This is a genomic window from Streptomyces sp. R11 (assembly GCF_041051905.1).
GTDB lineage: Bacteria > Actinomycetota > Actinomycetes > Streptomycetales > Streptomycetaceae > Streptomyces.
Genome location: NZ_CP163432.1, coordinates 4216125 through 4228488 on the forward strand (window position 1 = coordinate 4216125; position 12364 = coordinate 4228488).

Sequence of the window (12364 nt, forward strand, 5' to 3'; positions counted from 1 at the left end):
GGTGCGCGGTGCCGACATTAGCGTTTTCGGCGTGCCGAACACTTCCCCGCCCGCGCCGCCCGTGACCGCCGTCCTCCCCGCCTCGCGCAGTGCCGCCGGGCATGCTGAGGGAGTGAGCAACGACGAGTTCCGTGCCGCCATGTCGCGGCTGGCCGCCGGTGTGGTCCTGGTGACCGCGCTGGAGCCGCCGCTGGACCCGGACGACCCGCACGCACCCGTCGGCGAGGACGTCGGCATGACGGCCACGGCGTTCATGTCGGTGTCCCTGGACCCGCCGTTGGTCCTGGTCAGCGTGCGCGAGGGGTCACGCATGGACGACCTGCTCGACGAGCAGCCCCTGTGGGCTGTCTCGGTCCTCGCCGAGAGCCAGCGCCACATCGCCGGCCGCTTCGCCATGAAGGGCCGCGTCAGCGACCGCCTGCTGTTCGCCGACATCCCGTACGTCCGCGGCCAGGAGACCGGCGCCCCGCTCGTGGGCGGCGCCCTGGCCACCCTGGAGTGCCGCACCGAGCAGCGCGTGACGGCCGGCGACCACACCCTGGTGATCGGCCGCGTCCTGTCGGCCTCTCTGCCGAGTGCGAACGGGGGGCCGCTTACGTATTTCCGGGGCCGTTACCGGCAGTTGGGATGATCTCCGCTGACGGAACCGTTCGCAATTCCATGGCGGGGAACTGATCATCCGCCTTACGGTGCCGGGATGACGTCGAACACTTCAGCGCCACGCCTCGAAGAAATCACACCCGCGAACTTCGAGGCCGCCACCGGCATACGCGTGCGTCCTGAACAGGAATTCGCGGTCTCCCCGGTGATGCAGTCCCTGGCCGAGGCGTACGTCCACCCCGCGGGCGTCGCCTGGCCCCGCCTGATCGTCGACGGCGACCGCCCGGTCGGGTTCCTGATGGCCTTCTTCGACATCGACTGGCGCGGCGACGGCACCCTCCTGCGCTCCGGGCTGTGGCGGCTGAACATCGCCGCGGACGAACAGGGCCGGGGGTACGGCCGGTTCGCGGTCGAGTCGGTGGCCGCTGAGCTGCGCCGCCGGGGCGGCAGGCAGCTCTACGTCACCTGGCACCCCGGCCCGAACGGCCCGGAGGGCTTCTACCTGGGCCTCGGCTTCCGACCCAACGGCGAGACGAGCGAGGGCGAGACGGTGGGCGTGCTGGAACTGGACCGGACCGGCCCCGCACCGGCTAGACCGGCCTGACGTCGAGCAGGGACACCCGCTCGGGGTCCGTCACGATGTCGATCACGGCGATCCGGTCCCGTACGAACGCAAACCTGAGCGCCCGTTCCACCCGCCCGCCGACCAGTACGACGGCCCCCATGGCACCGTCGACCAGCATGAGCCGCGCGACACCGGCGAGCGACCCGTACGTCGCCGCACCCCGCGCCACCGCCGCCGCACCCGTGGCCACCCCGGCCTCGGCGCGCGCGATGACGTCCGGGTCCAGGACCTCGAGCAGCCCCTCGAAGTCACCCTCCCGCGCGGCGGCGAGGAAGGCTCCGACGACCTCCCGCTGCCTGCGCCGCCCGGCCGGGCCGGCCTCGTGCACATCGGCGCCCCGCACCCGGCGCCGGGCACGGCTGGCGAGCTGCCGCGCCGCGGCGGGCGTACGGTCCACGACGTCCGCGACCTCCTCGAACGGCACCCCGAACAGGTCGTGCAGCACGAACGCCAGCCGCTCGGCAGGCGTCAGGGTGTCCAGTACGACGAGCAGGGCGACGCCCACCGAGTCGGCGAGGAGGGCGTGCTGCTCGGGGTCGGCGGCGGTGCCGGGCACGGACGCACCGGGACCGGAACTCGCAGTCGCGCCGTCCAGCGGCTCCTCGGCACGGGACTTGCGCGACCGAAGCATGTCGAGGCAGACCCGGCCCACGACGGTCGTCAGCCATCCCCCGAGATTGTCGATCCGGGTGGTGTCGGACCGGCTCACCCGAAACCACGTCTCCTGCACCGCGTCCTCGGCCTCCACGACCGAGCCGAGCATCCGGTGGGCAACAGCACGGAGGTGTCCGCGGTGCGCTTCGAAGCGCAGGGCGAGAAAGTCGCTGTCCCGAAATCCCGTGTCCCGAAAGCCGGTGTCCCGAAAGCCGGTGTCCCGAAAGCCGGTGTCCCGAAAGCCGGTGTCCCGGAAGCCGGTGTAGTCGCCGCTCATCTGTCCCAGCCTCTCGTCGCGGTCCGTCGTCACTGCGTTGACGGATGGGGGGACGGGGATGTGACAGCGGGGCCTCGCCCTCCCCCTAGACGGCGGAGGTGAGCCCGGCCCCAGGAACGTCGGGGCTTGATGCGGGCGCCACGGCGGCGGCTTCGGGCGCGGGCGTGGCGACCGGGGTGGCGATTGCGGCGACGATGGCGAGGACGGCGACAGCGCGCAGGGTCCACTTCAGCACGATGAGGATCCGATCCGGACGTGTGACGGCATGCGCCTCGATCGTCGCCACCGATCCGGTGCCCGGGGATCGTCCGAAGGTCGCGACCGTATCCCCCGCACGGCGGAGACGGCAGGCGGCGCCGACCCGGACTACGTCCAGCCCTGCCCCGCCCGTCCTCGCTTGGTCTCCGAGCGCTGCTTCTTCTCCCTCAGCCGGCGTTCGTTGATGCCGCGGGGGATGCGGGTCGGCGTGCGCGGCTTGGGTGGCGGGGCCGTCGCCTCGGCGAGGAGGGCGGCGAGGCGGACTGCGGCGGTCTCGCGGTTGCGCCACTGGGAGCGGTGCTCGGAGGAACGGACGGTGAGGACACCGTCGACGAGGCGGGACGCCAGCCGCTCCAGCGCCCGCTGCTTCCACACCTCTGGCAGCGCCTGCGTGCCCGCCAGGTCGAACCGCAGCTCGACCTGGGAGTCACTGGTGTTGACGTGCTGGCCTCCAGGGCCGCTCGACCGCGAGAAACGCCACATGAGCTCGGCCTCGGGCAGGGAGACGGAGCCACGGATGACGTACGGACCAGACATGCCGTCCATGTTCCCGCTTCTGTCCGGTCCACGTCACGCGAATATCCCCTACGGGTGCTCTTTGGCAAAGAAAGTAAAGACACCTGGAACTTGAGGTACCCCTCCCTGCGTTCATAGGGGTAGCTGTAGCTTCTAGCCGTACCGCAACGAGGGAAGGGACTCCCAACAATGGCTGTAAGCCTGTCCAAGGGTGGCAACGTCTCGCTCACCAAGGAGGCACCGGGCCTGACCGCCGTCACCGTGGGCCTCGGCTGGGACGTCCGCACCACCACCGGCACGGACTTCGACCTCGACGCCTCGGCGATCGCGGTCAACCCCACGGGCAAGGTCTACTCGGACGGACACTTCGTCTTCTTCAACAACAAGCAGACCCCGGACCAGACGATCGTCCACACCGGTGACAACCGCACCGGCGAGGGCGCGGGCGACGACGAGGCGATCAACGTCAACCTGGCCGGTCTCCCGGCCGACGTCGACAAGATCGTCTTCCCGGTCTCGATCTACGACGCGGAGAACCGCTCGCAGAACTTCGGCCAGGTCCGCAACGCCTACATCCGCATCGTCAACCAGGCCGGCGGGGCCGAGATCGCCCGCTACGACCTGTCCGAGGACGCGGCCACCGAGACCGCCATGGTCTTCGGCGAGCTCTACCGCAACGGTGCCGAGTGGAAGTTCCGCGCCGTCGGCCAGGGCTACGCCTCGGGCCTGGTGGGCATCGCGCAGGACTTCGGCGTGAACGTCTGACGGACGCCTCGCTGTGCAGGAACCCCTGGCTTCGGCCGGGGGTTTCCGGCGTTCAGGGACTTCGGTCGTCCAGGGGATCGGTCGTCCAGGGGATCGATCATCCCCGTCTTCGATCGTTCATGTCTTCGATAGGTTGCCCCACGTGATCCTCGACCCGCTCCCCCTCAGCCCCGACCACGACATCCCGGCCCCGCTCCTCACCGAGCTCACCGCGCTCTACGCCTCCAACCATGAGTTCCACGCGCTCAGCGGCGAGTTCCCGGACCCGGACGACGTACGGCCCGAGCAGGTGGCGGCCGCGCTGGCCGACGAGTTGGCCAACCCTGACGTGGAGGTCCTGCTGGCCCGCAGCGCCGGGCAGCTGGTCGGGATCGTGATCACGCTCGCCCGGCACCCGGACCCGTCCGACCCCGACCCGTGGATCGGCCTGCTGATGGTGGACGCGAGCGCCCAACGCCAGGGGCACGGACGCCGCTTGGCCGCCCTGGTGGAGGACCGCCTGCGCACCGCGGGCCGTACGGCCGTACGCCTTGCCGTCCTCGACAACAACCCCGACGCCATCGCCTTCTGGACCGCCCTCGACTACGAGGTCGTCGGCTACGGCGAGGACCTCCAGCTCGGCCGCGCCTGCACGGTCCTGCGCAAGCCGCTCACCGATCCCGACAGCGCCCCGCGCACCCCACGCCAAGCCGCCCGAGTCGCCGTACTCGACCCGGAGGGCTCGGTCTTCATGTTCCGATACGACAACGCCGAGGTCGGCGTCCACTGGGCCCTCCCCGGCGGCGGCCTGGAGGCGGACGAGACGCCCCAGGAGGGCGCCCTGCGCGAGCTGCGCGAGGAGACCGGCTGGACCGACCTCGAACCCGGCCCCTTGCTCTGCACCTGGGAGCACGACTTCACCCACTCCGGCACCCCCGTCCGCCAGCACGAGCACATCTACGTCACCCGGGGCCCACACCGAAACCCGACCGGTCCCGACCTCCCCGCTGCCCACGCGGCCGACGGCATCCTCACCTGGCAGTGGTGGCCCCGAGCAGACCTCGCCAAGGCCCCGGAACCCCTGTGGCCCCCGGACCTGGCGCGCCTTCTGGACGAGTGGGAAGCGGGCAGGGGGGCCTGAACCGGCGTGGACTGGACGCCCCTGGCAGGCACCGCCCTCGGCGCGTTGGTCGGCGTCGGCTCGACGCTGCTCGCGGACCGCGCCCGCTGGCGCCGAGACCTGGCCGACCGGACCCGGCAGGAACGCCGACAGATCTATGTGACGGTCCTGACGAAGTACCGCCTGGCCTACGAGGCCATGCACGCGGCCGCGGTCACCAACCGCGACCAGACGGAGGCGGCACGGGAGACGGCCGTACGCGAGGCGTTCAGGTCCTCCGGCTGCGACGAGGCCCGTGAGACCGCCCTGATCTGCGCGCCGCAAGAGATGTCCGACCTGCTCGAGGACGTCTACGCGACCCTGCGGGACCTCCAGGACGGGTTCGCAGCCGGTGATCCACCGCTCGACTCCCCACAGTTGCAGGAGCGGCGGCTCAAGCACGCTGAGGCGATATGGGCGGTCCGAGCGGCGATGCGGCGGGATCTCGAGCGCGGATCCTGAGCAGCTGCCTGTGCGGGCCGACGGGCCGGCGTCACGGTTGTTCGGGCTTTCCTTCGCCGTACAGCCAGTCCTCCCAGACGGACGTGAAGTCCTCGTCCGGGGCCATCTTCTCCACGTACGCCGTGAAGTCCCCGGTGTCCGCGTTCCCGTGCCGGTGGTCGGCCGTCCAGCCCTGGACGATGTCGTAGAAGGTGTCGTCACCGACGGCCTGGCGGATCTTGTGGAGGACCATCGCGCCGCGCTGGTAGACCGGGTCGCCGGAGATGTGCGCGGCGCTGGTGGGCTTGGCGGGCGGGAAGGACCAGAGGTCCTCGTACTCGTCCTCGCCGTGGTCGTACAGGGCGTCGAAGGACTCCTGCGCGCTGTCGCCGCCGTTGTCCTCCTGCCACAGCCACTCGGCGTACGTCGCGAAGCCCTCGTTCAGCCACATGTCCCGCCAGCTCTCCGGCGTCACGGAGTTGCCGAACCACTGGTGGGCCAGCTCGTGGACGAGCAGCTCGGTGCCGGGGGCGCCGGGGAAGACGGGCCGGTTCTGGGTCTCCAGGGCGTAGGCGGAGGCGTTCTCGCGGGCGACGATCGCGCCCGTGGAGGAGAAGGGGAAGGGCCCGAAGTTGTACTCGGCCCACTCCACGATCTCGGGGAGCCGTGCCAGGACTTCGCGGCTGGAGCGGGCCTGGGAGGGGGCCACGGCCGTGTAGACGGGCAGCGCGCTGCCGGCCGCGCCCGGCACGCTGGAGCGGCGGATGTCGTAGTCCCCGATGGCGAGCGTGGTCACGTAACTCGCCATCGGCTCGGCGGTGCGCCAGCGGAACGTCGTACGGCCCCCGTCGGTGGTCCGCTCGGCCAACTCACCGTTGGAGACCACCTGGAGCCCCTCCGGGACGGTCACCGCGATGTCGTACGACGCCTTGTCGGACGGGTGGTGATTGCCGGGGAACCACGCCATGGACCCCGTCGGCTCCCCGAGCGCGAGCGCACCGTCGGCGGTGGGGAGCCACCCCTCCTCCGAGCCGTCCGGGTCGGTGATGGTCTGCGGGGTGCCGGAGTAGCGGACGGTGAGCCGGAAGGTCTCGCCCTTGTCCAGCTCGTCGCGCGGCCGGACGACGACCTCCTGGCCGTTACGGCTCCACCGGGCACGCTCGCCCTCCACCGTGACCCGCTCGACGTCCATGCCCTTCAGATCGAGGTCGAAGGCGGAGAGGTCCTTGCCCGCACGTGCGGTGATCTCGGCGGTGCCGGTGAGGTGGCGGTCGTCGGGGTCGTAGGCGAGGTCGAGGTCGTAGTGCCTGACGTCGTAGCCACCGTTGCCGGCCTTGGGGAAGTACGGGTCGCGCACACCGGAACCACCGGGGGTGCCGTGGACGCCGCCGCACGCGGTGAGGACGAGGGCGAGCAGCCCACAGCCGATGGCCGGGACAACAGGAACGGAACGGGACACACCAGCGATCCTATGAGCGCGGGCCGCCGCACCTCGCATCCGTACCCGGCACCGACCCGTGACACCATCACCCCCGTGCTCGACATCGGCTACGCCCTCTCCAACCGCTTCCCGGACCCCCCGCAGACGGACTACCGTCGCGCGGACGTCCGTGCCCTGCGCCACGACCTGTTCTGCGGCGACGTCTACCTCGCCGACACCAAGGCGGACCGGGAGTTGTCCACAGCCTGGGGATGGGTGCCGGTGCTCGACTTCGCCTGGGCCCTGTGCGACATCGCGGAGCTGCTGGACCAGGACCCGGCCGGCTCCCGCGCCTCCCGCCCCCAGCACGCGGAACTGGACTTCACCGAGTCCACCGACCGCATGCTCTTCGAGCGCCGCTTCGGCTGGGTCGACATCGAGGCCGACTGGATGCGGGCGGAGGAGCCCCCGCTGACCTTCTCGCACGCCGAACTGCGCCGTGAGGCCCGCGACTTCCTGCACGACCTGATCGCCGACCTGATCGACCTGCACGAGGACCTGGCCGAGAACCCGGCGATCTGGACCCTGCAGGCCCGCTTCCCCAGGCCGGCGTAGCTCCCGCTTCACCGGAGCGGCGAACGGGCCGCGGACGCCGGTGGGGCCCAACGGACAACGAAGGAGCCCCATCCCGCACAACGCGGGATGGGGCTCCTGATCCGAGCGCCGGGCAGGCCTTGCACCTGCATCTCCCCGCAGGAAGCGGGACGTCTTTCCTTGGACCACCAACGCAACACCGACCACCGGGAGTTCCGGCGAGCAGCTCAAGATCAACCATACCCCATCCGTCCAGGCACCGCACACCGGCCGGCCACCAGCCCCCTGATCGCCCCGGGGCCTACTCCTCGGCCTCCACCCGCACCCCCACCGCCGCCGCCAGCACCGGCGCCAGATCCAGCAGCTGCGAAGGACTGATCACCGCCCCGGCCAGCCGGTCCACCCCCCGCGTGATGTCCAGCTCGCCCACCCTGCGCAGGTCCACGTCCGTCAGGGTCACCCCGGTGAGGTCCGCCCCCTTCAGCGCGCAGTCCACGAACTCCACCCGCTCCAGCTTTGCGCCCCCGAAGTCCGGCTCGACCAGGACGCAGCCCTCGAAGACGACGTCTCTGAGCTCGGCCTTGCGCATGTTCAGGTAGTCGATCTTGCCGCCTCGGATCACGACCCGTTCCAGGACGGCCCCGTGCAGCTGCACCCCACCCAGGCGTGCGTCCACCAGCTCCACGTCGCGCAGGGTCGACTCGGCGAGGTCGGTCCCCACTCCCCGCGGGCCCGTGAGCAGCGAGTCGAGGATGCGGGCGTGGTGAAGTCTCGTCTCGTCCAGGGCGCAGTCCCGCAGCGCGCAGTCCATGAAGCGGGCGCCCCCGCCGTCCTGTCCGGTGAGGTCCTCCTCCCGGAACTCCAGGCCGTCGTAGTCCCCGTCCGGCTCCAACTCCCCCTCCCGGAACGGCTCCAGCCGCGGCAGCCGCACCTCCGGCCGCCGCGCACGCTTCACGCCACCCCTGCCCGGACCGCCCGCCCCACCGGAACCGCCGCCCGCACCCATCGCTCTCCTCGCCATGCCCCCATGCTGCACCCCACCACTGACAATCCCTTCGACCTGCGCCGACTCCCGCGAAGCTCGCGCTGACTCGGCAACGCGGCCGGCCGACACCGCCGCGACCCCGCACGCCCACCACCCCATGTCACATTCCGGGCCCCCGGGACCGTCGTACTCACAGAACAGGGAAGCAAGGCGACCCGAGCACGAGGGAGACCCCCAGCCATGCACCGCATCACCGTCATCGGCGGCGGCTTCGCCGGACTCACCGCGGCCATCACCGCCGCAGAGGCGGGCGCCAAGGTCACCGTGTACGAAGCCCACCACACCCTCGGCGGGCGGGCGCGGACCGCCGAGGGGCCGTACCGGACGAACGAAGGACCACACGCCCTCTACAACGGAGGCCCGCACTGGGCCTGGCTCAAGCAGCGGGACCTCATCGGGCCGCTCGCGCCGATCCCGCCCCTGGAGGCCGCCCGGCTGCGGCTGCGGCACCGGGGCGTCCTGCGCCGTACCCCGCCGTTCGCCATGCTCAAGCTGCTGCGCCGGGGACTGCCGCAGGCGCCCGTGGACGTCGACTTCATGACGTGGGCCACCGGGATCGCCGGTGAGGAGGGCGCCCGTGCCGCCGCGCACTACTCCGCCGTCGCGCTGTTCCATCATGACCCCGGCGCCCTGTCAGCGGCGTTCGTGCAGGAGCGGCTGCGCCGGGCCACCAAGTTGCCGCCGGAGGCGCACTACCCGCGCGGCGGCTGGGCGAGCATGATCGACCGGATGGCGGCCCGGGCGTGGAACCTCGGGGTGCGGATGGAGACCCTCTCCCGCATCGACAGCCTCGACGACCTGACAACCGACGCGCCCGTCGTCGTCGCGACCTCACTCGCCGCCGCCCGCCGCCTCCTCAGGGACGACTCGCTGACGTGGACCAGCGGGCGTACGGCACTGATCGACCTCGCCGTGCGTACCCGGCGCGGGGATGCCTTCGCCGTCTCCGATCTCGACGAGACCGGGTGGCTGGAGCGGTTCACCGCGCAGGACCGGTCGCTGGCGCCGGCCGGTGAGCAGCTGATCCAGGGACAGATCCCGATCGCCCCGCACGAGGGCAAGGGGGCCGGCATCGCGCGCGCCGAGCAGCTCCTCGACCTCGGCTTCCCCGGCTGGCGCGAGCGCGTCACCTGGCGGCGCGAGTCCGTGGCGAGCGGCCGTACCGGGGCCGTCGATCTGCCCGGCACCAGCTGGCGCGACCGCCCGGCCGTCGACCGGGGCGACGGGCTCTACCTGGCGGGGGACCAGGTCGCCGCCCCCGGCGTGCTGTCCGAGGTCTCCTTCAACAGCGCGCTCACGGCCGTCTCCCTGGCCCTCGGCCGGAACGCCCTTGACCTCAAGCAAGCTTGAGGTTGGAGGCTGCTCCCGACAGCTTCCGAGCACATGGCCCGTCCACGTGGCCCGTCTCATGGGGGGATCCCGATGCACGCCATCCGTCTGCACTCCTTCGGCCCGGCCGAGAACCTCACCCACGAGGAGCTCGACGACCCCGTACCAGGACCCGGCCAGGTCCGGATCGCCGTGGCGGCGGCCGGTGTCCACCTGCTCGACACGGCCCTGCGCCAGGGCATCCAGGGCCCGGCGCCCGAGCCGCCGGCGCTGCCCACGATCCCCGGCCGTGAGGTCGCCGGAGTCGTCGAGTCCCTCGGTGAGGGCGTCGCGCGGCTCTGGCTCGGCAAGCGCGTCGTCGCCCACCTCGGGTTCGCCCCGGGCGGCTATGCCGAACTCGCCGTCACGGACGTCGACCGCGTCCACGAGATCCCGGAGAACCTCGACTTCGCCGAGGCCGTCGCCATGATCGGCACGGGGCGTACGGCGATGGGGATCCTGCAGTTCGCCGAGCTCGGCCCGGCGGCCGTGGCCCTGGTCCCGGCGGCGGCGGGCGGCATCGGCACACTGCTCGTGCAGTACGCGAAGAACGCCGGCGCCGTCGTCGTGGGGCTGGCCGGGGGACCGGAGAAGGCGGGCCGGGTACGGGACAACGGCGCCGATCTCGCCGTCGACTACACGGACCCGGCGTGGCCCGGGAAGGTCCGCGCCTTCCTGGGCGGCCGGGGTGCCACGGTCGTCTTCGACGGCGTCGGCGGCGACGTGGCCCGCGAGTGCGTCGCCCTGCTCGCGCCGGGCGGCAGGCACCTCGTCTTCGGCTGGTCCGGCCAAGGGCTGCACGACGGTGAGCCCTACCTGGTCGACGGCGTCTCCGAGAACGTCCTCGGCCCCGCCATGATGCGCCGGGCCGGCGGCCCCAACCCCGTGCAGACCCTCGAACTGCGCGCTCTCGCCGAGGCCGCAGCCGGCCGCCTCACCCCGGCCGTGCAGCGCTTCCCGCTCGCCGACGCGGCAGCCGCGCACCGCGCGCTCGAAACCCGTGCGACCACCGGAAAGGTGGTGCTGGAGCCGTGACCGGCAACAGGCACTCCCCAGATGCGATACGCCCGGAATCATGGTCTTCCGACCGGGTGACCGTCACCCGAACGGGTGAACACGCCCAGGACGTCGACCCCCGCCGCTGGTGGGGTCTGGTGATCATCGCGCTCGCGCAGCTCATGGTCGTCCTGGACGCGACCATCGTGAACATCGCCCTCCCGTCCGCGCAGGAAGACCTCGGGATATCCGACGGCAACCGGCAGTGGGTGATCACCGCATACACCCTGGCCTTCGGCGGACTGCTCCTGCTCGGCGGCCGGATCGCCGACCTGGTGGGCCGCAAACGCACCTTCGTCATCGGCCTCGTCGGCTTCGCCGCGGCCTCCGCGCTGGGCGGTGCCGCCACCACGGCCGGCATGCTCTTCGGCGCCCGCGCCCTCCAGGGTGTCTTCGCCGCCGTACTGGCCCCGTCGGCGCTGTCGTTGCTGACGACGACCTTCACCGACCCCAAGGAGCGCGGCAAGGCCTTCGGCATCTACGGCGCGCTGGCCGGCAGCGGAAGCGCGATCGGGTTCATCGTCGGCGGTCTGCTCACCGAGTACCTGGACTGGCGCTGGTGCCTGTACGTCAACGTGCCCATCGCGGTGATCGCCGTCTTCGGCGCGCTGGCCCTGCTCCACGACAGCCCCGGCCACGCGGGCGCCCGCCTCGACGTGCCCGGCGTGCTGCTCGGCTGCGGCGGCCTGGTCGCCATCGTCTACGGGTTCGCCGAGGCGGAGCCGCGCGGCTGGACCGACCCGATGGTCCTGACCCTCTTCGTGGTCGGCGTCGCCCTCCTCGCCGGCTTCGTCCGGTGGCAGACCAGGGCCCCGGTGCCCCTGCTCCCGCTGCACATCATCAAGGACCGCAACCGCGCCGGCTGCTTCCTCACCATGGCGCTGGCCGTCATCGGGATGTTCGGTCTCTTCCTCTTCATGACCTACTACCTCCAGGTCATCCTCGACTACTCGCCCGTGATGACCGGCCTCGCCTTCCTCCCCCTCACGGCCGCGATCATCACCGGCTCCACCCAGATCGCCGCCCGGCTCCTGGACCATGTCGCGCCACGCCTCCTCATGGCCCCGGGCGCCCTGCTGGCCGCGATCGGCATGGTGCTCCTGACCCGGCTGACGGTGCACTCCTCCTACGCGAGCGACATCCTGCCCGCCCTGATCCTGATGGGCCTCGGCATGGGCCTGATCTTCATGCCGGTCTTCGCCACGGCGACGGCCGGCGTGGCCCCGCAGGACTCCGGCGTGACCTCCGCGACCGTCAACACCTCGCAACAGGTGGGCGGTTCGATCGGTACGGCCCTGCTCAACACCATCGCCACCACCAGCAGCGCCGCCTACATCACCGCCCACCTGACCGACCCGGCCCAGCGAGCCCCGGTCACCGAGGAGGGCATCGTGCACGGCTACACCGTCGCCATCTGGTGGGCCGCCGCCATCATGCTCCTGGCCGGTGTGATCGCGGCCCTGATGGTGACGGCGAAACCCCCGAAGCAGGGCGCCGCACAGGAGACGCCGATCCCGGAGTCGGTGGCCTGACCGCCACCCCCGACCGGCCTCCAGAAACGGGGGGAGGGCCCCACCGGACCGCGGAGCCCCTCCCCCACCCACCGC

General features: G+C 71.7%; 14 protein-coding genes. 9 read left to right on the forward strand and 5 right to left on the reverse strand.

The window, feature by feature from the left end; all coding sequences use genetic code 11:
* The first annotated feature begins 61 nt into the window (after positions 1 to 61).
* Together AB5J55_RS19165 and AB5J55_RS19170 are read left to right on the forward strand one after the other, a co-directional pair.
* Positions 62 to 631: a flavin reductase family protein gene (locus tag AB5J55_RS19165; protein WP_369276231.1), complete on the forward strand. Its 570-nt coding sequence runs from the start codon at positions 62 to 64 to the stop codon at positions 629 to 631.
* Between the two features lie 66 nt (positions 632 to 697).
* Positions 698 to 1204, forward strand: a complete 507-nt coding sequence (locus tag AB5J55_RS19170) for a GNAT family N-acetyltransferase (RefSeq protein WP_369271865.1) — start codon at positions 698 to 700, stop codon at positions 1202 to 1204.
* Here the strand turns inward: AB5J55_RS19170 and AB5J55_RS19175 are convergent.
* The 3 genes from AB5J55_RS19175 to arfB all read right to left on the reverse strand — a co-directional run bounded on the left by AB5J55_RS19175 (position 1191) and on the right by arfB (position 2960).
* On the reverse strand, positions 1191 to 2156 hold the full coding sequence (locus AB5J55_RS19175) for a sigma-70 family RNA polymerase sigma factor (protein WP_369271866.1): 966 nt from the start codon (positions 2154 to 2156) through the stop codon (positions 1191 to 1193). The two genes, AB5J55_RS19170 and AB5J55_RS19175, sit on opposite strands and share 14 nt — an antisense overlap.
* An 85-nt stretch (positions 2157 to 2241) precedes the next feature.
* Positions 2242 to 2442 (reverse strand): hypothetical protein, encoded by a 201-nt coding sequence (locus AB5J55_RS19180; RefSeq protein WP_369271867.1) that lies wholly within the window; start codon positions 2440 to 2442, stop codon positions 2242 to 2244.
* 80 nt (positions 2443 to 2522) lie between these two features.
* Positions 2523 to 2960: an alternative ribosome rescue aminoacyl-tRNA hydrolase ArfB gene (arfB, locus tag AB5J55_RS19185; protein ID WP_369271868.1), complete on the reverse strand. Its 438-nt coding sequence runs from the start codon at positions 2958 to 2960 to the stop codon at positions 2523 to 2525.
* Positions 2961 to 3119: 159 nt separating this feature from the next.
* Between arfB and AB5J55_RS19190 the strand changes: the two genes are divergently transcribed.
* From AB5J55_RS19190 to AB5J55_RS19200, 3 genes are all read left to right on the forward strand, one after another.
* On the forward strand, positions 3120 to 3695 hold the full coding sequence (locus AB5J55_RS19190; RefSeq protein ID WP_107906089.1) for a TerD family protein: 576 nt from the start codon (positions 3120 to 3122) through the stop codon (positions 3693 to 3695).
* A 142-nt stretch (positions 3696 to 3837) separates the two neighbouring features.
* Positions 3838 to 4815, forward strand: a complete 978-nt coding sequence (locus AB5J55_RS19195; RefSeq protein ID WP_369271869.1) for a GNAT family N-acetyltransferase — start codon at positions 3838 to 3840, stop codon at positions 4813 to 4815.
* 6 nt (positions 4816 to 4821) lie between these two features.
* Positions 4822 to 5295: a hypothetical protein gene (locus tag AB5J55_RS19200; protein ID WP_369271870.1), complete on the forward strand. Its 474-nt coding sequence runs from the start codon at positions 4822 to 4824 to the stop codon at positions 5293 to 5295.
* A gap of 31 nt (positions 5296 to 5326) precedes the next feature.
* On the opposite strand, the gene AB5J55_RS19205 is transcribed toward AB5J55_RS19200, so the two are convergent.
* Positions 5327 to 6733 (reverse strand): M1 family metallopeptidase, encoded by a 1407-nt coding sequence (locus AB5J55_RS19205; protein WP_369271871.1) that lies wholly within the window; start codon positions 6731 to 6733, stop codon positions 5327 to 5329.
* A 75-nt stretch (positions 6734 to 6808) separates the two neighbouring features.
* Here AB5J55_RS19205 and AB5J55_RS19210 point away from each other — a divergent pair, with 75 nt between their 5' ends.
* Positions 6809 to 7309, forward strand: coding sequence for a hypothetical protein (locus AB5J55_RS19210; protein WP_369276232.1), 501 nt, complete (start codon positions 6809 to 6811; stop codon positions 7307 to 7309).
* Between the two features lie 280 nt (positions 7310 to 7589).
* On the opposite strand, the gene AB5J55_RS19215 is transcribed toward AB5J55_RS19210, so the two are convergent.
* Positions 7590 to 8309, reverse strand: a complete 720-nt coding sequence (locus AB5J55_RS19215) for a pentapeptide repeat-containing protein (RefSeq protein WP_369271872.1) — start codon at positions 8307 to 8309, stop codon at positions 7590 to 7592.
* Between the two features lie 204 nt (positions 8310 to 8513).
* On the opposite strand from AB5J55_RS19215, the gene AB5J55_RS19220 reads away from it, so the two are divergent.
* From AB5J55_RS19220 to AB5J55_RS19230, 3 genes are all read left to right on the forward strand, one after another.
* Positions 8514 to 9683 (forward strand): FAD-dependent oxidoreductase, encoded by a 1170-nt coding sequence (locus tag AB5J55_RS19220; RefSeq protein WP_369271873.1) that lies wholly within the window; start codon positions 8514 to 8516, stop codon positions 9681 to 9683.
* Positions 9684 to 9755: 72 nt separating this feature from the next.
* Positions 9756 to 10736 (forward strand): zinc-binding dehydrogenase, encoded by a 981-nt coding sequence (locus AB5J55_RS19225; protein WP_369271874.1) that lies wholly within the window; start codon positions 9756 to 9758, stop codon positions 10734 to 10736.
* A gap of 56 nt (positions 10737 to 10792) precedes the next feature.
* On the forward strand, positions 10793 to 12289 hold the full coding sequence (locus AB5J55_RS19230) for an MFS transporter (protein ID WP_369271875.1): 1497 nt from the start codon (positions 10793 to 10795) through the stop codon (positions 12287 to 12289).
* Positions 12290 to 12364: the final 75 nt, after the last annotated feature.